The following is a 19,439-nucleotide window of genomic DNA, read 5'->3' as shown; positions in this document are numbered from 1 at the left end:
CATTTGCGCCTTGCTCAAAATCCCCACCGCTGATACATTGCAGGCTGATTGAGCCACAGCAGCAGGGGTATTACCTGGCGCCTGCAATGCGATGATTGTGCTCTCTGCCAGATTGCTTAATTGGACGGATTACATGTTTAAGAAACTCAGAGGTCTCTTCTCCAGCGACCTTTCTATCGATTTGGGTACCGCTAACACGCTTATTTACGTGCGAGATCGTGACATTGTCTTAAATGAGCCATCAGTGGTTGCGGTCCGTACGCGAGGCAATTCGAAAGAAGTCGCGGCGGTCGGTACCGAGGCAAAACGTATGTTGGGCCGCACACCCGGCTCGATTACAGCGATTCGGCCCTTGAAAGATGGTGTGATCGCCGACTTCCAAGTAACGGAGAAAATGTTACAGCACTTTATTGCTAAAGTGCACGAAGGTTCCTGGATAACACCCAGCCCACGCGTATTGATTTGTGTGCCCTGCAAGTCCACCCAGGTTGAGCGAAAAGCAATTCGTGAGTCGGCCTATGGTGCTGGCGCCCGGGAAGTAATTTTGATCGAAGAACCCATGGCAGCGGCCATTGGTGCCGGTTTACCAGTAGAAGAAGCCCGCGGGTCGATGGTGGTGGATATTGGTGGCGGTACGACCGAAATCGCCATTATTTCTTTAAACGGCGTGGTGTATGCCGAGTCCGTGCGCGTCGGTGGTGACCGTTTTGACGAAGCCATTGTGTCTTACATTCGTCGAAACTACGGCAGTTTGATCGGTGAAGCCACCGCAGAGCGCATTAAAGTGGAAATTGGCTGTGCGTACCCGAGCTCTGAAGTACGTGAGTTCGAAGTGCGGGGCCGTAACCTTGCCGAAGGTATTCCGCGCACCTTTACCTTGAACAGCAATGAGGTTATTGAAGCCTTGCAGGAATCACTGTCAGCCATCGTGCAGGCGGTGAAAAGTGCTTTGGAGCAGACGCCGCCAGAATTGGCCGCCGATATTGCTGAACGCGGGATGGTGCTGACCGGTGGTGGCGCCTTGTTGCGTGATTTGGATAAATTGCTCAGCGAAGAAACCGGCCTGCCAGTTTTGGTGGCAGATGATCCATTGACCTGCGTTGCCCGTGGTGGTGGCCGTGCGTTGGAGATGATGGATGACAAAATTTTCGAGTTGGCGCACGACATCTAATGGCTAACCCATCTCTGTCAGGGAGCGACGCTTTGCACGCTGGCCAGACACGGGAGATGGTTTGAGGCAATGAGCAACTCCTTGTTTCATACCAAGCGTTACTACGGTACACGCTTGGTTATTTTCTTTCTGTTCGCCATGGCATTGTTGGTTGCAGACTGGCAATTCGCCCAAATGAATTATGTGCGCCAAGTGTTTTCGGTGGGGTTTACCCCTGTGCGCTGGCTGGTCAATATTCCTTCGTCCGTCAGCGAGTGGTCGTCGCGCAATTTGGTGGCTCGTTCAACCTTGTTGGAAGAAAACGCGCGGCTGCGTGCGCAATTGTTTGTGTTGGAACGGCGTGCCCAGCGCATGATTCTTCTGGAAACCGAAAACGATCGGTTGCGCCTGTTGTTAAACGCATCGGAACAATTGGAAGACCGCTTCATCTCTGCCGAACTCATCGGCGTCGACCCGGACCCCTTCAGTCATCAGGTCATTTTGAATCGTGGCCTGAGTTCGGGTGCCTACATAGGACAACCGGTGATAGACGCGAACGGGCTGGTTGGGCAAATCATTCAAGCAGATCAATTAACCTCTCGCGTGCTATTGATTGGCGATGTTAACCACGCTGTGCCGGTGCAGGTGAACCGTAATGGCGTGCGCACTACAGTTGTGGGTACCGGTGATCTCGGCCGCATGGAATTGTTGTTTGTGCCGGAGACGGCCGATATTGTGGTCGGAGACTTACTCATTACCAGTGGTTTAGGCCAGCGTTTCCCGGTGGGTTATCCGGTAGCCGAGGTCACCGAGGTGCGACGTGATCCCGGAACCACCTTCGCGACCATATCTGCACGGCCGCTGGCTGAGTTGGATCGAACCCGTCATGTATTGCTGGTAGACACTCAGCGCAGTGTAGAGAGTGATTCTGTCACTGCTCCGGCGCCAGAGGAGCAGTGACGTGGAAATTCCAAAGGCCCATGGGCGGTCTATCGTGGTCGCCACGCTTATAGTGGCCTTCTTCCTCCGCACATTGCCATTGCCAGGTTATGCCGGGTTGATTGCCCCCGAGTGGGTGGCGGTGGTGGTGATCTATTGGGTGTTAGCGCTACCGTACCGGTTTGGTGTCGGCTTTGCGTTTTTATTGGGCCTGTTTGCTGATGCGCATGAAGGAACGCCGTTAGGCTTGAACGCCGCGTGCTATGCACTTCTGGCGTATTTGGTGATGTTATTTTATCAACGTATTCGGGTGTATCCCCCGGTCCAGCAAGCGGGAACGGTGCTGGTGATGATGGTACTTTTTCTTTCGCTGAAGTTCGCTTTGCGGCAGCTCTTCAGCTACCCCGGTGACTTGTTTTTGTCTCTCCTGCCAGCGCTCACCAGTGCTGTTTTGTGGCCCTGGCTTTACCTGATATTGCGTGGCCTGCGCATACGATACCGAGTAAAATAGCATGTCGTTAATTTTAGCTTCTGGCTCACCTCGCCGTCGGGAATTACTGCAACTGCTGGGTGTGCCGTTTCGTGTTTTGGTGGCTGATATCGACGAAACCCCAGGGTCGGGCGAAACCCCCGAAACCTATGTACAGCGGATGGCCAGTGAGAAAGCGCAAGCCGTCTGGACGACATTGACCGCTGCGGAGCGAGCGTCTTCGGTTGTCTTGGCCGCCGATACCACCGTTGTTCTTGGCTCACGGATCATGGGGAAACCCGTTGATTACGATGATGCACGGCGGATGCTCTTGCACTTGTCAGGGCAAACCCATCAGGTACTGACCGCCTTTGCGTTGGCTACTGCACGGGGCGTTTCCGGGGACTTTCATTGCACGCAGGTAACCTTTAAAACTCTGTCCGAGCAAGAGATTTTGGCGTACTGGAACAGTGGTGAACCGGCCGACAAAGCAGGTGCTTATGGCATCCAAGGCCGTGGCGCACGTTACATACGTGCTATTGAAGGAAGCTATCATTCCGTCATGGGGCTACCCCTTGATCGGGTCGCTGATCATTTGGAGGCGGCTGGCATAACATTATGGCAGGAACAAACAGTCCATGAATTCTGAAATACTGGTCAACATTACGCCGATGGAAACCCGCGTCGCTTTGGTCGAAAACGGTGCGGCGCAAGAACTCTTCATCGAGCGCACACAAGCGCGCGGTATCGTTGGCAATATTTATTTAGGGAAGGCCGTCCGTGTGTTGCCCGGTATGCAGGCGGCGTTTGTGGACATCGGCTTGGACCGCGCGGCCTTTATACATGCCTCAGACATCGATACCGATAATGAAACGCCGAAACCCATCAATCAACTGGTGTACGAAGGCCAGGCATTATTGGTGCAAGTCATTAAAGACCCGATCGGTACAAAGGGGGCTCGGCTGACCGCGCAACTGTCTGTACCGGCTCGATATTTGGTGTATATGCCGGAAACCGCGCATCTCGGCATCAGTCAAAAAATTGAAAACGAAGAAGAGCGTGGGCGTTTACGTCAACTGGTACAGCAACTGCAAGAAGAGCTGGAGATCGTAGGTGGCGGTTTCATTTTACGTACCGCTGCGGAAGGCATTGGCGAGGCCGAATTGCGTGCAGATATGGCGTATTTAAAACGCTTATGGGGTGCACTCAAAGAAAAAATGAAGAAGCAAAAGGCTCCGAGCAATATCTATGAAGATTTGCCTCTGTATCTGCGTGTCGCAAGAGACATGGTGCGCCCGGACGTGGAGAAAATTCGTATTGATTCGCGCGAGAACTTTCAAAACACCATCGATTTCGTGCGTAAGTATAATCCCGAAGTCGAGCCTGTTTTAGAATATTATCCTGGTGAGCGCCCCATCTTTGATCTGTTCGGTGTCGAAGACGAATTAGAACGCGCCCTATCGCGCAAAGTTGAGCTAAAGAGCGGTGGTTATCTGATCGTTGAACAAACCGAAGCCATGGCCACGATAGACGTCAATACCGGTGGGTTCGTCGGGCATCGGAACCTCGAAGAAACCATCTTTAAGACCAATTTAGAAGCGGCTACTGCCATCGTACGGCAACTCCGATTGCGTAATTTGGGTGGCATCATCATTATTGATTTCATCGATATGGAAGATCCAGAACATCGCCGACAGGTCTTACGCATGTTTGAAAAATTGCTTGAGCGTGACCATGCCAAAACCAAGGTGACGGGGGTTTCCGAATTAGGTTTGGTGGAAATGACACGCAAGCGCACCCGCGAAAGCTTGGAACAGGTGATGACGGAAACCTGTTCTACCTGCGGCGGTCGAGGACGGATAAAAACAGCACAAACCACCTGTTATGAAATATTCAGGGAAATTCTCCGCGAAGAACGAGCCTATAATAACGGCAGTTATTTGGTGTTGGCGGCCCAAACAGTGGTGGACCGATTGCTGGATGAAGAATCCGCATCGGTGGCGGATTTGGAAATTTTTATTGGCAAGCCCATTAAATTCCAGGTAGAACCCATGTATCACCCGGACCAGTTTGATGTTGTACTTATGTAGCTCATTTGTGTCTCGTCACCGGGTGTTGTAGAGCTTCCCCATGGCTAGAGAATCGCAATTCTTTTATCTCGGTCGCGCCATCTGGCGTTCACTGGCCATGGTCGGTGTGTTGCTGATGCTCTATGTCATCATGGGGCGGCAGGTTGCGCCCATGATTAACCGGACGGCCCCGGCGGTGGAACAATTCCTCTCTACCTGGCTACAACAGCCGGTGCGTATCGGCAGTGTACAAGGTGAATGGCGTGGATTCGGCCCGGTGTTTACCGTGCGAGATGTTGCCATAGGTGAACAATTCGCTTTGGACACCTTGGTCTTAGAGCCTGCCCTAATTGCTTCCCTCGTTAAACAAGACATTATTTTCTTCCGCCTTTCTGCCACAGGTGCGAGCATTGATGTCAGCTATGAGGATGATCGCTGGACGGTGCCAGCATTCAGTGCCTTCGAGAGTGACACGCGCGTTCGACGCAGCCTATTACAAATCTATGATCAGCTTTTGGCGCAAGACAGCCTGCAATTGCGCAATATTCGCATCAATTTATTGAAAGATACTCAACGTTTCGATGTGTTACTGGCCGACGTTTTCATTCTGTCATCGCCTGATCAACATGCCGCACGCGGTGATGTAGTGCTAGACCCGGATGGGCAGGCCGTACCGGCCGCCATTCAGGTTGAAGCGCGCAATATCCGGGCTACACCAGACTTTTCCATCTATCTTGAGCATGACTTGTTTGATTTACCCGCAGTGCTGAATGTTGCTGGTGGCACGGCAGATTGGCCCATTGATGCCTCTCGGCTCGCTGTTTCTGGTGCTTGGTGGGCTGAATGGCAGGGTGGTGCGTGGCAGGAAGTACACGCCGAAATTGATCGGGGAGAAGCAGCCTTTCGTTTTGTGGGTGATGCGGCGACCGGTGTGCAGCAACAAATTGAAGCATTCTCTGCTGCGTTGCATTGGTCCCCAAAGAATGGCGCGCAATATCTACAATTGGAAGATCTAACCTTTATCTATAACGATCGACTATGGCCGCTGTCGCGTTATGAACTGACACTGGATGGCCAGCAAGCGCTCATAACGGCCAGTGAAATTAATGTGGCAACCTTGGGTGCTCTGCTCACTGACTGGACGGGAACTCCTTTGTTTGACCGTCATGAAATTACCGGAACGGTGACCGATGTGCAGGTGCAGATTCCGCAACAAGCGGATGTGCTGCAGTGGCAGGACACTCGCTTAACAGGTGTACTGACTGAAGGCTATTTTGGACCCTTCGGCGGCTATCCAGGTATTGAAGGCATCAAAGGCCGCTTTACGGCAACCCCGCGCGGTGGTGTTTTACAAAGTCAGGCCGGGGATTGGCGGGTGGATATTCCAGAAGTTTTGCCATCCGTGTTGGAATTGAATGTCGAGGCTGGTGAGTTTGCCTGGCGAGTGGGGGAGGGCAGCGTGTTAAACATTGCCAGCGGTCCACTCTCTATGTTGTGGCGTGATGTCGGGCGACTACAAGGTCAACTGGCCACCACGGTTGACTTAAGCGCACAGCCGCGCCTGACGGAATCTGTTTTTGCGTTGTCGTTGGCCGGTGAGCGATTGGACACTGGGGCGTTGAACGACGCCTTACCGATGAATTTAGATCCGGCCGTGCAGCGCTGGATTAGAACCAATATTCATTATTTGGAGGCCGAAGATTGGGCGGTGATTCTGCCTAATACGTTCTCACCCGATCCAAAAGTGCAGGCCGGTGTACTCATGGCCGATGTACAACGAGCAAGTGTGCGGTTTGATCCGGCATGGCCAGACGTTGCAAACGCGACGGGACAGTTTTTCATGGATCATCGAGGCCTTTCTGTTGCTCTGCAAGCAGCCGAATTGGGGGGGCTTCGTTTGGCAAATGGTGACCTGAACATGCCATTTTCGGTCGGGCCGCGGTGGGTGCACATCAATATTCCGGTCGCCGGTTCAGCACAGGATGCCTGGCGCTTGGTCACCGACTCGCCGTTGCACAGTCTGTTGAATGACACCATTCGACAATGGGATGTCAGTGGTGAGATTGCGGGTCATTTATCGCTGAACGTACCGCTATCGGAGGCCGACATTTATGCCGACATTGCGCTCGATGTGCGACAAGGCCGTTTGGTCTTGCCTGAGCAAGCGTTGGCCATCAGCGACATCAGTGGGCCGTTGTTCGTCAGTACCGAACAAGGTGTGCGTGGCTTGGGATTGCAAGGGAAGTTTTTTGACCAGCCTACACAATTTGATGTCGCTACCCAAGTCCATGATGGTGCTTGGAATTTTTCCATCCACGCCGACGGCGATTTACCTGTCGATACCTTTGGTGCTTGGCTGGATGACCCGGTTTTGAGTGGTATGCCGGGTATTGTGCCCTACACGGCTAATATAACCTTTCTTGATGGCTGGCCGCAGTTTGAGCTGTCGTCCAGTTTGCAGGGCTTGGAAATTCCTTTGCCAGCGCCGGTAGGTAAACAGGCAGAAGAAACCCGAGCGCTGGCGCTGACGTTGGGGCTCGGTGACACGCATCAGGTGGCCTTTACTTATGGCAATGATGTGGTAGGGCAACTGATTGTGGCTAATGACTGGAGCTTGGACAGTGCCGTTTTTGGTGTGGGCGAGGTGCCCCGCCCGTTGCAGTCCGGACGAATTTTGGCTGACATCCGTGTGCCCGACTTGGACGCGGATGCCTGGTGGATCGAGATTCAACGATTCAGAACGCTGTTTTCGTCCAATGACGATGGATTACCACTGGCAGGCCCCAGTATGCGCGCGGATGTTAATCTGCAAGCCGCCAGCGCTACATTGCTGCAACAACAGTTCAACGATTTTACTGTAGCCCTGAATAACAGCGCCGATGGACTGACGGCCGAAGTAAGGGCGAACGAGGTGCGCGGTATTTTGGGCTTGTCAGGTGAGCCCGGTGAGCCTTTGATCCTTATTCTGGATTATTTGAGTTTGCAAACGGCGCAACGGCCAGAGTATGAGCCTCCACCGCCCTATGCCTACGATCCCGAAGACGATCCGTTCTATGATTACGCGGCGCAAGACATTCCGCCCATGCAAATTGAGTTACGCCGGTTGTTAGTGAATGACCTTGACTATGGCTATTGGAGCTTTAATGTCGAAAATGATGCCGATAGCGTCCGCGTGTCAGATTTGAATGGATTGGTCCGCTTTCTCGAAGTGACTGGCGATATGGAGTGGCGTTTTGCCGAACAACAGCGGCAATCCACGCATTTGAATTTGAATATTCGCGGCGGAAACATCAACCGGTTTCTGACCGCATCAGGTTTTACGCCCATTGCCGACAGTCAGAGTGTACGCGCCACCGCAGATGTAAGTTGGCCAGGTAGTCCGCTGTATTTTGCGGGGTTGGGGTTGGTCGGCAGCGTCGATTTTGACCTACGTAATGGTGCAATCTACGAGTTGGAAGAATTTGATTCGATCAAATTGATTGGCTTAATGAATGTCACGCGTATTTTTCGGCGCTTGTCACTCGATTTTCGGGATGTATTGAATGCCGGGTTCTCCTATGATCAGATCGCCGGGGATCTGGTGTTAAATCAAGGGGTAGTATCCGTTGGTGATCGCTTACTGCTTGACGGCAGTGGGGCGAAAATGTTTTTTAATGGCAGTTATGATGTGCCAACCGATCAATTGGATGCCGAAGGCGTTGTCATTGCGCGGGTAACCAATGCTGCGGGGTTAGTGGCGTTGGGGGCTGGTGTTACGCCGCCCTTAGCTTTGTTGGTGATTTTTGGTGAGCGTGCATTCGAGCGCGAGTTAGAACGATTGTTCAGTGTGCGTACGGAAATATCGGGCAGTCTTCGTGATCCTAATGTCACGGCCACCCGGTTGTTTGACAGTAATATTCGTGGCAACGATGCGACGATAGAGGAGCGAGTGCGTGAATTATTTGGACCCGAAAGCAGACCCTAACGGAAATAATAGCCAATTGCGTGTGGCCGGTGTGCAAATGACCAGCCAACTGGACCTGCAAGGCAACTTGGATGCTGCCGAACAAGGCATTGCACAAGCGGCAAAGGCGGGCGCTTCTCTGGTGGTGTTGCCGGAAAACTTCGCGACCTTAGGCACCGGAAAAACGGCCGATGTAGCGGCCAAAGAAGTGAACGGTGACGGACCAGTGAATTTATGGGCGGCTGCCCAAGCCAAACAATATCAAGTGTGGTTGGTCGCCGGTACGATACCAACATTGGATCCGGCCAGCGGTAAGTTTTTTGCCCGCAGTCGTGTTTATTCACCGGGCGGCAATGTCATCGCACAATACGATAAAATCCATCTGTTTGATGCTTCGGTGGGCGACGCTCAAGGTCGCTACGCCGAGTCTGACCACTACACGCCGGGCCAAGAAGTCGTTACATGGGCGCTGGGCGATTTCACCATCGGCATGAGTGTGTGTTACGACCTGCGCTTTCCTGAACTGTTTCACCGTTTGCGCATGGCCGGTTCAGACCTGATTGTGGTTCCGTCGGCGTTTACCCATCGTACCGGACAAGCACACTGGCAGTTGCTATTGCGCGCCCGCGCGGTAGAGCAGGGTGTTTATATGCTCGGTGTAAATCAGTGCGGGTGGCATGATGCGCGGCGGCAAACCTGGGGCCATAGCCATTTGGTCGATCCGTGGGGCGATTGTGTGGAATCCTTGGCGTCCGTGCCTGCCGTTTTGGTGCGAGATATCTTTAAACGCCGCTTGTCCCACATTCGTGAACAGTTGCCCATTCACGAGCATCATCGGCTTTGATCAACCCATCGGTCAGCCGCGCGGCGTAGCATCAAAAATGCTCGGCGTTTTCGTAGTAGCGCTGCTTTTCCAGTGGTAGGAAAATGATATCCACCGGGTCAACGTTCTGACCGTTCAAGATCCTGGCGATGGTGGCGGCGCTGCGGTCTTGAATGTCTTGACCCCGGTCGAACCAGCGTACATCAATATATGGGTATGAGGGCGTAATTTTACCCTCAAAAACTTGCACGGAATTGACGATTTCCAACAAAAAGTTTTCAACGTCCGTTTGCATAACAGCGGCTAGTTGTTCGACCAGCTCGCCTGAGCATGCTTTCACCGTTTCGGTGTCAATTCCATGGAAAATGAGTTGTGGCATTTTTTTCTCCAATAGGTACTCTGTAAAGAGCCTTATCGGCTCTTTGTGAGAGTGGCTTGATCAGAAGCTTCTGACCAGTGAAAAAGACACACCGCTGATGCGGTATCCGGGGCGCTCAAACAACGTCATCCACTCGCCCTGCATATTCAGGTTTCTGGAAAGGGGTAGTAATAATCCCGCACCAACGGAGAGGCTTGTGGTGGCGTAGCTGATTTGGTCACCATTCGTATAAGTTTCGGTAAACATAACCTCAGAAAAGCCTATGATGCCATAAATGGCACTCTGGTCATTCTCAATGGTTGGTCGAAAGTAGAGGCCAAGGGTGCTATCAATGTCGGCGGTAACACCATCCTCATCATCCAATATGCCCAGCCCATAGCGACCTTCAATTGCTAAACTTGGGTTCAGGTAGGCCCCGACAATTATTTGGCCCGATATGGGATTCAGGATGACAAAATCGTCCTTATCGAGCAAATTATATGAACCACCGATACCAATATAAGCGTTAGCGGTGGCGAACGAGGATGTTAATAAGAGAGCAGGTAGGGCAAAGCGATAGGGTTTCATGGTTCAGTTCCTTGAATGTATTAACATAGTGCCTTGTCAGCGCGGCAAGAATACTGAAAGTGAACCATGGGCGCCAGTGTAGGGCATGTTCCATTGCACTCGGGGCAAGAAAAAAGGGCCTGCATCGCTGCAGGCCCTTCAATCTATACAATAAATGGCGGAGGGATAGGGATTCGAACCCTAGGTAGGCTATTAACCTACGCCGGTTTTCAAGACCGGTGCTTTCAACCGCTCAGCCATCCCTCCGAGCTGTGCGACAGTCTACTGTCTCGCCGATGAAAGTCAACGATAAATTGTTGATAATGTTGATCTTTCTAGGATCTTTCTTAACGGAGAAGCATGGCATGTCACGCTACAAACTGATCTACTTTGTACCCGAAAGTCACCTCGAAGAAACCAAAGGTGCCATCTTTGCTGCAGGTGGTGGTGCGCTGGGCGATTATGATCATTGTGCCTGGCAAGTGTTGGGTGTTGGTCAATTTCGACCTCTGAACGGCGCACAGCCTTTTTAGGTCATCACGGCGTGGTCGAACGGGTGGCTGAATACCGGGTGGAGATCATGGTAGAGCGGTTGTATGTGTCCGCCGTCATCCATGCGCTGAAAGACGCGCACCCGTACGAAGAACCGGCGTTTGAATTGGTGGCATTGGTTGATCCGGAGGCACTTAGCGCGGTGTGATGCGCGTCTCCAAAAGCGGTAGGCCCGGCCCCTTATCACGATGTTCAACATAGTGTTCCAGCGCCGCTCGCACCGTTCTGAACGCCAAGTGATCCCAGGGTATTTCATGTGGATGAAACAGGGCCACTTCAGAGCTTTCGGAGGTTGGCGCGCAGTCTGCATTGGGCATATCGGCCAGATAGAACATATGAACTTGGTGATATTGAGGCAGGTCTACAATGGCGAGCAGTTGGCGAATCGTAGGCCGTGATCTGGCTTCTTCCCATGTTTCGCGCAGCGCGCCTTCCGCAACCGTTTCACCGTTCTCCATAAACCCACCGGGTAGGGTCCATAAGCCTAACTGTGGTTCAATGGCCCGCTTGCACAGTAAAATTTGCTGCTGCCAGATCGGTAGAGTGCAAGTAATGATACGCGGGTTTTCATAATGCACGACAAGGCAGGCTGGGCAATGGAACCGTGGCATGTTGTCATCGGGTGGAACGCCATAGGCCAACGGGGTGGCACACTGGTTGCAGAATTTCATTGAAGTGTTCACCAAATAGTTGTCACTTTAGCTTCTGTATAGCTACAGTCAATACAGGGTACATAGAGATTCAGATTGTCGAACCTGTGTATAATCACCACTTAACGCGCGCTTATCAAACGAAACAGGCTAATGACTCGGCAGTATAGCAACGAAGTGCCATCGGATTGGCAAAAGTCGATCAGCAATTACGCGGGTAGAACACTGCCCAGCGTAGACCGTGTTGCGGGAGTCATGGTGCTGCTGGCCCCTGGCGAACATGGATTGGATGTGTTGTTTACCCAGCGTGCCTTAGATTTGAACAGTCATCCCGGTGAAGTATCCTTCCCTGGCGGTAATGTTGAGCCGGAAGACATTGATCTGTATGCAACCGCCCTCCGTGAAACGCAAGAAGAAGTTGGGCTCACGGACCAACCGGTTCGATTAGGTCGATTGGATGCTCTGTACGCTCGTTCGGGCATTCTGGTAGAACCACATGTCGCTTGGCTGGACCAAAAGCCGATGTTGCAGGCTTGCCCCGATGAAGTAGCCGAAATTTTCTGGGTACCGCTTTCCGAGCTGTTTTCACGACCGCCAGAATATCAGTTATTTGAGCGCAACGGTCGACACTGGCGGGTGCCTTTTTTTTATTACGGGCCATGGAAGATCTGGGGCATGACGGGCATGATTACCGTCAATTTGATCAATGTCATTTGGCAGCAGGCATGGCCTTCTTTTCATGAGGAATGGGGTAAAAACCCCATGGACGATAATGCCTAACGAGGCCATTGAATGCCGATTGTAGAACAAGCTATGCACTTAGCCTGTGTGTTGTCCAACCAGTTTTCGGGCGAGGAGCGTCTGCGCCGCGATATCGAGGAAGCGTTGGCCGGTTTGGACGTCGTGGCCACCGGGCTGAGCTTTCCGCCGATGACGGAAGGTTATCTGTGGAAGCTGCAACAGCGTTCGATCGATCAGTCCGACCTCTGCATCGTCTTGGTGGGTCCAGAATATGGTCCTATCTCGCCCACGGGGGTGGGATATTTGCACCGCGCCTTTGCGCACGCACTGGCTACCCGTAAGCCCATTGTCGTCTTGGTGTACAGTGATGCGTCCCATGCGGTCGACGCCATTGATCAACGTCGTCGCGACGGTTTGTTACATGAAATGCGGGCAAACGCCTTTGTGCATGACGTGCAACGAGGTGATGAAGCACGTTCGGTAGTAGAGACCTTTGTTGATGATCTATTGTCGCAGGATGCTTTGCCGGGTTGGTATCGTATGGATCGCCTACCCAGCGACAACAGCCACCGAGTGGCGGAGTTGCAGGCACAGGTTGAACGTCTCAGCCAATTATTGAACGAGCAGCGTGGCGCGGCCCGGATGAGTGATTTGGCTTCGGGCAAGCTCGAGGTGAATTATCGGGTCAAGGTTTTTCAAGACGGTAATGTCACCACCATTGCGCGAACCATTGGTTGCACCTGGCAACAAGTGTTTGCATTATCAGCACCGTTATTAACCGAGCCAAGACGCGAAGCCGAATGGAAAAGCAAATTGGAAGAACGCCTTTTGGCTACCGAGATTCCCAGCTTGCGAAAACTGCACAGTAAAGCGCACAGCTTTGTTGATTTACGAATGGATGGCATCATTTTCGATCACATTAAACGACAATTTCGACAACTGGATTGGGTACATAACCATCAAGGTATGTGGAGCCTGAGTTCGGTGGGTGAACACCAGTGGTTAACGTCGAAATAGTTGGGTGGTCGTTACTTTGTCGTAATAGTGTTCCATTCGAAACTCAGCCTACCATTGACTGTCCGGCGCAAAAATCGAAATAAATTCCTTTCGGTAAGGCGCTTCGTCGGGCCATGAAAGCCGCATATTCAATCGAACTCAGGTGGCCCTGTGCGTCGGTGAGCAGCAGGCTGTCAGTGATGCCTGCTTGAGTGTGTAAGAGCGCGTGTACGGCCTTTTTCAAATTGAGATATCGATGCTCACGGTTGGGCCCGGCCATGCCGGTCGCCGACGAGGTGTTGCACGCACGATACCCCCACCAATGGCGTTGCAGGTTTCCATGACCATGAAGGCGCCGTTGCAAGGCAGCGAGTCGTGTATCTAACGACATGGTGTTCAAAAGGTTCGGTCGGGCTAATGCCTGCGCATACCACCCGGCTTCGGCCAGTGAATTTACGGTTATACACCGCACCGGCCATGGAGCTTTACGCCACTGACGTTGCCACTCCAACGTTGCGGTGTGTATCTTGGTGGCCCATTTAGGCAGAGGTTGTGCGACAAAAATACAAACGCCAGCATCGGTATGGACAGACACCTCTTCTAACCGGCTAACCCATTTGCGCGCCTGTGCTGTAGGCGTGGTTTCCCACTGTACATTGGGCAACCAACCAGAGGGTAACGAGGTTGTGGATTGGAGAGTTTCCGGTACGGCAATCAGGACGCCACAGCGCCAGTCAGGCAGTTTTTTGTTTGTACTCACACAGATCCTCTATCAAGCAACTGCCACAACGTGGCTTGCGTGCTATACAGGTATAGCGCCCGTGCAGAATCAGCCAATGATGAGCATCCAGGAGAAAGGGCTTAGGGATAAGGCGCATCAGTCGATCTTCGACCTCACGGACATTCTTTCCCGGCGCAATACCGGTTCGATTGGCTACCCGGAAGATGTGCGTGTCGACCGCCATAACCGGCTGCCGAAACGCTGTGTTTAAGACGACATTTGCGGTTTTTCGTCCGACCCCGGGCAAAGCTTCTAAGGCCTCCCGATCCGCAGGGACTTCTCCGCCATATTGCTCCACCAAAATACGACAGGTCTTGATGACATTCTCGGCTTTGCTGTTAAACAAACCGATGGTTTTAATGTATTGCTTTACGCCTTCCACGCCCAATGCCAGCATGGCGGCTGGGGTGTTGGCGACCGGAAATAGATGTTGCGTGGCTTTGTTTACACTCACGTCAGTGGCTTGAGCCGACAACAACACGGCAATCAATAGCTCGAAGGTCGAATTATAGGCCAGTTCGGTTTTAGGCTCCGGGTTCGCGGTTTGCCAGCGTTGAAATATTTCAGTGCGTTTCTCTTTGTTCATGCGATTTTACCCGTCACCCGCACCCGTTTACTGCCTTTTACAACCGGGGCTTTTACGTGGCGTTGTTGCACGTAGTCGTCGAGGGCATTCTTTATGGCGATCAATAAGCCGGTGATCACAAAGGCACCGGGCGGCAACACGGCAAACAGAAATTTCGGATAATCCGGGTTGGGTTGCCAAACCCAAGCCCGCGCACCTTCACCAAACAACAAGTGCATATTACTGAACAAGGTGCCCAAACCCAGCAACTCTCGAATGGCGCCCAACAATACCAACACCAAGGTAAACCCTAATCCCATCATGAGGCCATCCAATAGGGCTATGGGCCAGGTGTTTTTACGCGCAAAGCCATCGGCACGCCCTAAAATCACGCAATTGGTCACGATGAGTGGAATGAATATGCCGAGAATTTGATACAGCTCATACGTGAAGGCTTGCATCAGCATCTCCGCACAAGTAACCAGTGCGGCGATGATCATCACAAAGGCCGGTAAACGAACAGCGTCGCTGACGAAGTTACGGATCAGCGAAACAGCAACGTTGGAACCGGTTAACACCACCAGCGTAGCAATGCCCAGCCCTAAGGCATTGACCACTGTGCCGGTGACGGCCAGTAAAGGACAAAGCCCCAATAGCTGCACGAGGGCCGGGTTGTTGTGCCATAACCCTTGTTTCATCACATCGTGCGCTGCAGTGTTCATGGCTGCTCATTCTCCGATAATGAAGAGGGTTCTGGAAACAGCAGTGCAGGCCGATTGTCGGCAAAAAATTCCAAACTGTCACGTACTGCGCGAACGACCGCTCTTGGGGTAATGGTTGCGCCGGTCAGTTGGTCGAAGTCACCGCCATCCTTTTGTACCGCCCAACGGTCGGGTCTCGGGTTGCCGAGCGATTTTCCAACAAATTGATGAATCCATCGACTCTTATCAGCCTCTATCGCATCACCCAAACCGGGCGTTTCTTTGTGTTCGACCACGCGCACACCCAAGAGCTGCCCCATGGCATCTATCGCAATCAATAGGTGGATATCACCGGTGTAGCCATCAGGCGTAGTCGCTGGCAGTACCACGGCGGTGACCGCATCGTTCACCATGGCACGGTAGGCGGGGCGCGCTGAACGGAGGCCCAATCGAGCCAGTCCTTGCCATTGCGCCGGGTCAGCCAGGGCTAGCTGTTGCTGTTCAATCGGTTGATCAAAGTAGGTCGCTGGCACCAGCTCATAAAGAATGCGTGCGGCATAGGCCTCGGCGTTTAGGATGACCCGTTCACGAGTAAGGGAGTAACTGGTCGCAATCAGCCCGGCCGTGAAAAAGGCAAACAATCCAAGACCCACGGCGTTTTTGATGATCGATTGGCGGACGGTGCTCATAAGGAGTGCCCTCCACCGTTGGTTTCTCCATAGGCTTTGGGACGCACAAAATAGTCAATCAACGGCGCGGCGAAGTTCATCAATAGCACCGCGAAAGCAACGGCATCGGGGTAGTTACCCCAGGTTCTAATCACATAGATGAACACGCCAATGCCTGCACCATAAATCAGTTTTCCGGGCTTGCTGGTAGCGGATGACACGGGGTCGGTGGCAATGAAGAATGCCCCCAAAATGGTCGCTCCGCCCAGCAAGTGCAGTGATAACGGCACGCGAACATCCGCATCCCAACTGAACAGAATGGCACAACTGGCCAAGGCTACGAGTACAGTGATGGGTGTATGCCATGTGATGATGTTGCGGTATATCAAAAACAGGCCGCCGCACAGATACAACAAACTGACCCATTCCCAGCCATACGCTCGGTAGCCCTGCGCGAACACCGGGTCTAACAACACTTCGGCCTGAGTACGGGCGGCGATATTATTTTTGTAGACATCCAACGGCGTGGCCATGGTAAAGGCATCGACTTGCAAGGGGTTCAATTGCCCGAACACCGCTTGCCAAGCCACGTAGAACGAATGGCTGTCGGTTAGGTAAGCATCGGGGGTTGCCCAGCGCGTGGTCATTTCAACCGGGAAGGCGATGAGCACCAAGGCAAAACCGATCATGGCGGGATTGAAGGGATTGAACCCTAAGCCGCCATAGAGATGTTTGGCGAACACGATGGCGGTGAAGACGGCGGTGACGGTGACCCACCAAGGTGCCATGGGCGGAAGCGCTAACACCAGTAGCCAAGCCGTTAACAGGGCGCTGCCATCGAGCAGATAAAACGTCAATGGGCGGCGGCGTAACAGGAGCACCAATGCTTCAGCCAGCAACGCCGTGACAACACCGATGATGGCATGCAGGAGATACCCCCAGCCAAAAAACACCACCAGTGCAACGAAACCGGGCAGGGTGGCGGCCCAAACGGTGAGCATGATGCGCTGCACGCTCTGGTTGCCTACCGCATGGGGCGAACTCAACCTATGCAAGGTCATGATGCAGCCTCTTGTTCTGTGGCGCTGGCAAGATCTGCTTCGCATTTACGCCGCTGCTCGTGCAACTTGGCCAGTGTGGTCGTTAACGCCTTAACCAGCTCCGGGTCGGTGGTTCGGGCTTCTTCGAGTTTTACTTCAGCCTTGGTAATACGGTTCTGTAGATTGGTCAATTTTGCGCGTAGTTGCTCGCTGTTGAGAACTGGCGGTTGGACTTTTACCGGTTCGCTTAAGGTACTCTCCGGCTGGCGCTTATTCTGCTGGCGTTCAAGCGCTGCATGCACGGCATCGGGTGCGACGGGAATGTCGAGCTTGGCGGCGTTGGCGCGTGCGGCGGCTTCTGCGCGTTCGCGGCGACGCGCTTCTTTTTCGGCCGCCTCGTCTGCTAAGCGGGCTTGCCGGGCCTCAAACCGCTGCCGTGCACGCTCGGCTTGCTGTTGGGCAGCCTGTTCCTGTCGAATGGTGCCTTTGGCCGCGCGGTAGTGGTGAACCAGTGGAATATGACTGGGGCAGACATAGGCGCAGGCACCACATTCGATACAGTCGAAGAGCCGGTGCGACTCAGCCTTTTCCCATTCCTTGGCCTGCGCAAACCAGAGCAGTTGTTGGGGTAGCAAGCTTGCAGGACAAGCATCCTCACAGAGTCCACACCGAATACAGGGTTGTGCGGGCGGGGGAAGAGGGATCTCCATGGCGGATGGCACCAATAGACAATTGGTGGCTTTTACCACGGGCAGATCAACGCTGGGCAAAGTAAATCCCATCATGGGGCCACCCATGATGATGCGTTGCACCACGTCCAAGTCTACCCCGGCATGCTGTAATAAAGCGGCCATCGGCGTGCCAATCAGTACCTCATAATTCCCAGGACGTTCGGCGCCTTCACCGGTTATGGTGGTGATGCGACGGATCAGTGGCTCATCCCGGTACACGGCATCGCCAATGGCCGCCAAGGTGCCAACATTGTGACAAAGCATCCCCAAGTCCATCGGCAGGCCGCCGGAAGGTACTTCTTGCCCGGTCAAAATATAAATGAGCTGGCGCTCACCACCGGAGGGATAGCGCGTCGGGAACGAACGAATATGCACGCACTCTTGCAGGTCGGTCGGAAGTGCTTGCCGCATGGCCTGTATGGCATCCGATTTGTTGTCTTCGATGCCGACCAAAATGCGCTCAAAATGATACAGTCGATGCACCACCCGAATGCCTTCATAAATACGCTCGGCCTGCGCCCGCATCAGGCTATGGTCGGCCGTAATATAGGGTTCACATTCTGTGCCGTTCACGATTAGCGTGGTGATGCGTTGACGATCACTGTCCAGTTTTACCGCGGTCGGAAAGCTGGCCCCACCCAATCCTGTTAAGCCTGCCCGTTGTATGCGCGCCAGAATATCCGTGGTGGAATGATCGTTTAACTCTGCCCAGAGATCACGCGGCCGCCATTGGTCTTTGCCGTCTGCACTGATGACAATACAGGTAGTGGTCAAGCCCGACGCATGTGGAACCGGTCGTTCTTCAACAGCAATCACCGTGCCGCTGGTCGGCGCATGCGCCGGTGCACTGATGTAGCCATCCGCTTCGGCAATCAAGTCGCCCTTTAGTACGGCTTGGCCTACCTGCACACTGGGCAGTGCAAAAGCCCCGATATGTTGATTCAGTGGCACCACATACTCTGTGGTTAACGTCATGGTTTGAATAGGCTGCGTCAGGCTTTGTGTTTTGTTTTCTGGCGGATGGATACTTCCTGGCAGTGGCCAGTAGAGGTCGCCAGAGGCCGTTTTTTTTGGCTTCCGAGTGCGGCTTAAACCAAACATTAGGCAGCCTCGCTGTGTGACGGAGAACGATCAGTGGCGATGATACCCGTCGCGGTATTTGGGGGTGCCCACTGCCATGTTTGTAAGGTGGTTTTAATCGGCACCATGTCAATACAATCGACCGGACAGGGGTCAAGACACAAATCGCAGCCGGTACATTCATCGGCAATCACCGTATGCATTTGCTTTGCCGCGCCGAGAATGGCGTCTACCGGGCAAGCTTGAATGCACTTGGTACAGCCAATGCATTCTGCTTCCCGAATGACGGCTACCTGGCGTGGTTTTTCTTCACCGTGTTCTGCGTCTAACGGGGGCGCTTCGACATCCAGTAAATCCGCCAACGCCTGAATGGTGCTCTCACCGCCGGGAGGGCATTTATTGATCATGTCGCCATTGGCGATGGCTTCCGCATAGGGTCGGCAGCCGGGATAACCACACTGACCACACTGGGTTTGCGGCAGTATAGCGTCGATTTGTTCGACAATCGGGTTGCCTTCGGACTTGAAGCGCACTGCTGCAAATCCCAACAGCGCGCCGAATGCCACAGCCAACATCAACAATGCCAGAATTGCCCAGAGAATGATCATGCCTTGCC

General features: G+C 53.2%; 21 protein-coding genes and 1 tRNA gene. 11 read left to right on the top strand and 11 right to left on the bottom strand.

Translation table 11 applies throughout. The annotated features are described in order from the left end of the window. Window positions 1-133 precede the first annotated feature (133 nt). From ACFOSD_RS11390 to ACFOSD_RS11360, 7 genes are all read left to right on the top strand, one after another. Complete coding sequence (locus tag ACFOSD_RS11390; protein ID WP_380696594.1) at window positions 134-1,171, top strand: rod shape-determining protein; 1,038 nt, start codon at window positions 134-136, stop codon at window positions 1,169-1,171. A gap of 69 nt (window positions 1,172-1,240) precedes the next feature. Further along, on the top strand, window positions 1,241-2,110 hold the full coding sequence (mreC, locus tag ACFOSD_RS11385) for a rod shape-determining protein MreC (RefSeq protein WP_380696592.1): 870 nt from the start codon (window positions 1,241-1,243) through the stop codon (window positions 2,108-2,110). Window position 2,111: 1 nt separating this feature from the next. After that, a complete protein-coding gene (mreD, locus tag ACFOSD_RS11380) occupies window positions 2,112-2,600 on the top strand; it encodes a rod shape-determining protein MreD (protein WP_380696590.1) in 489 nt (162 codons plus the stop codon). 1 nt (window position 2,601) lies between these two features. Continuing rightward, a complete protein-coding gene (locus ACFOSD_RS11375; protein ID WP_380696588.1) occupies window positions 2,602-3,207 on the top strand; it encodes a Maf family protein in 606 nt (201 codons plus the stop codon). Continuing rightward, on the top strand, window positions 3,197-4,648 hold the full coding sequence (gene rng / locus ACFOSD_RS11370) for a ribonuclease G (RefSeq protein WP_380696586.1): 1,452 nt from the start codon (window positions 3,197-3,199) through the stop codon (window positions 4,646-4,648). Before ACFOSD_RS11375 ends, rng begins: the two co-directional genes overlap by 11 nt. Before the next feature lie 40 nt (window positions 4,649-4,688). Next, window positions 4,689-8,591 (top strand): YhdP family phospholipid transporter, encoded by a 3,903-nt coding sequence (locus ACFOSD_RS11365; protein WP_380696584.1) that lies wholly within the window; start codon window positions 4,689-4,691, stop codon window positions 8,589-8,591. Next, window positions 8,560-9,414, top strand: a complete 855-nt coding sequence (locus tag ACFOSD_RS11360; RefSeq protein ID WP_380696582.1) for a carbon-nitrogen hydrolase family protein — start codon at window positions 8,560-8,562, stop codon at window positions 9,412-9,414. The genes ACFOSD_RS11365 and ACFOSD_RS11360 overlap by 32 nt, the downstream gene beginning before the upstream one ends. 31 nt (window positions 9,415-9,445) lie before the next feature. Here ACFOSD_RS11360 and ACFOSD_RS11355 read toward each other — a convergent pair whose 3' ends face one another. From ACFOSD_RS11355 to ACFOSD_RS11345, 3 genes are all read right to left on the bottom strand, one after another. Then, complete coding sequence (locus ACFOSD_RS11355) at window positions 9,446-9,772, bottom strand: DUF1904 family protein (protein ID WP_380696580.1); 327 nt, start codon at window positions 9,770-9,772, stop codon at window positions 9,446-9,448. A gap of 60 nt (window positions 9,773-9,832) precedes the next feature. After that, window positions 9,833-10,339, bottom strand: a complete 507-nt coding sequence (locus ACFOSD_RS11350; RefSeq protein WP_380696578.1) for an outer membrane beta-barrel protein — start codon at window positions 10,337-10,339, stop codon at window positions 9,833-9,835. A gap of 155 nt (window positions 10,340-10,494) precedes the next feature. Next, window positions 10,495-10,585 (bottom strand) — tRNA-Ser (locus tag ACFOSD_RS11345). A 98-nt stretch (window positions 10,586-10,683) separates the two neighbouring features. Here ACFOSD_RS11345 and ACFOSD_RS11340 point away from each other — a divergent pair. Together ACFOSD_RS11340 and ACFOSD_RS11335 are read left to right on the top strand one after the other, a co-directional pair. After that, window positions 10,684-10,851 (top strand): hypothetical protein, encoded by a 168-nt coding sequence (locus ACFOSD_RS11340; RefSeq protein ID WP_380696576.1) that lies wholly within the window; start codon window positions 10,684-10,686, stop codon window positions 10,849-10,851. An 11-nt stretch (window positions 10,852-10,862) separates the two neighbouring features. Further along, complete coding sequence (locus tag ACFOSD_RS11335; RefSeq protein WP_380696574.1) at window positions 10,863-11,018, top strand: hypothetical protein; 156 nt, start codon at window positions 10,863-10,865, stop codon at window positions 11,016-11,018. Here ACFOSD_RS11335 and ACFOSD_RS11330 read toward each other — a convergent pair. Further along, entirely contained in the window at window positions 11,005-11,541 is a 537-nt protein-coding gene (locus tag ACFOSD_RS11330; RefSeq protein WP_380696572.1) for an NUDIX hydrolase, read from the bottom strand. The genes ACFOSD_RS11335 and ACFOSD_RS11330 overlap by 14 nt on opposite strands. 132 nt (window positions 11,542-11,673) lie before the next feature. On the opposite strand from ACFOSD_RS11330, the gene ACFOSD_RS11325 reads away from it, so the two are divergent. Then, on the top strand, window positions 11,674-12,300 hold the full coding sequence (locus ACFOSD_RS11325) for an NUDIX hydrolase (protein WP_380696570.1): 627 nt from the start codon (window positions 11,674-11,676) through the stop codon (window positions 12,298-12,300). Window positions 12,301-12,312: 12 nt separating this feature from the next. Then, window positions 12,313-13,278, top strand: coding sequence for a DUF4062 domain-containing protein (locus tag ACFOSD_RS11320; protein WP_380696568.1), 966 nt, complete (start codon window positions 12,313-12,315; stop codon window positions 13,276-13,278). 43 nt (window positions 13,279-13,321) lie between these two features. On the opposite strand, the gene ACFOSD_RS11315 is transcribed toward ACFOSD_RS11320, so the two are convergent. From ACFOSD_RS11315 to rsxB, 7 genes are read right to left on the bottom strand one after another with little or no spacing between them, the layout of a single operon-like run. Then, the gene (locus ACFOSD_RS11315; RefSeq protein WP_380696566.1) at window positions 13,322-14,017 is read right to left on the bottom strand and encodes a hypothetical protein; all 696 of its coding nucleotides are present in this window, start codon (window positions 14,015-14,017) and stop codon (window positions 13,322-13,324) included. Then, on the bottom strand, window positions 13,992-14,624 hold the full coding sequence (nth, locus tag ACFOSD_RS11310; protein ID WP_380696564.1) for an endonuclease III: 633 nt from the start codon (window positions 14,622-14,624) through the stop codon (window positions 13,992-13,994). Before nth ends, ACFOSD_RS11315 begins: the two co-directional genes overlap by 26 nt. Beyond that, window positions 14,621-15,325 carry an electron transport complex subunit E gene (locus ACFOSD_RS11305; protein ID WP_380696562.1) on the bottom strand — a complete coding sequence of 235 codons (705 nt, stop codon included), beginning with the start codon at window positions 15,323-15,325 and terminating at the stop codon, window positions 14,621-14,623. Before ACFOSD_RS11305 ends, nth begins: the two co-directional genes overlap by 4 nt. Then, window positions 15,322-15,993, bottom strand: coding sequence for an electron transport complex subunit RsxG (rsxG, locus tag ACFOSD_RS11300; RefSeq protein ID WP_380696560.1), 672 nt, complete (start codon window positions 15,991-15,993; stop codon window positions 15,322-15,324). The genes ACFOSD_RS11305 and rsxG overlap by 4 nt, the downstream gene beginning before the upstream one ends. Beyond that, window positions 15,990-17,033, bottom strand: a complete 1,044-nt coding sequence (locus ACFOSD_RS11295; protein WP_380696558.1) for an RnfABCDGE type electron transport complex subunit D — start codon at window positions 17,031-17,033, stop codon at window positions 15,990-15,992. The genes rsxG and ACFOSD_RS11295 overlap by 4 nt, the downstream gene beginning before the upstream one ends. Continuing rightward, entirely contained in the window at window positions 17,030-18,844 is a 1,815-nt protein-coding gene (rsxC, locus tag ACFOSD_RS11290; RefSeq protein WP_380696556.1) for an electron transport complex subunit RsxC, read from the bottom strand. The genes ACFOSD_RS11295 and rsxC overlap by 4 nt, the downstream gene beginning before the upstream one ends. Beyond that, on the bottom strand, window positions 18,844-19,431 hold the full coding sequence (rsxB, locus tag ACFOSD_RS11285) for an electron transport complex subunit RsxB (RefSeq protein ID WP_380696554.1): 588 nt from the start codon (window positions 19,429-19,431) through the stop codon (window positions 18,844-18,846). Before rsxB ends, rsxC begins: the two co-directional genes overlap by 1 nt. Between the last annotated feature and the right edge of the window lie 8 nt (window positions 19,432-19,439).

Origin of the sequence: Salinispirillum marinum (assembly GCF_042650105.1) — a bacterium.
GTDB lineage: Bacteria > Pseudomonadota > Gammaproteobacteria > Pseudomonadales > Natronospirillaceae > Salinispirillum > Salinispirillum marinum.
Note: the sequence above shows the minus strand (reverse complement) of the source record. Positions and strands in the feature narration are given on the sequence as shown.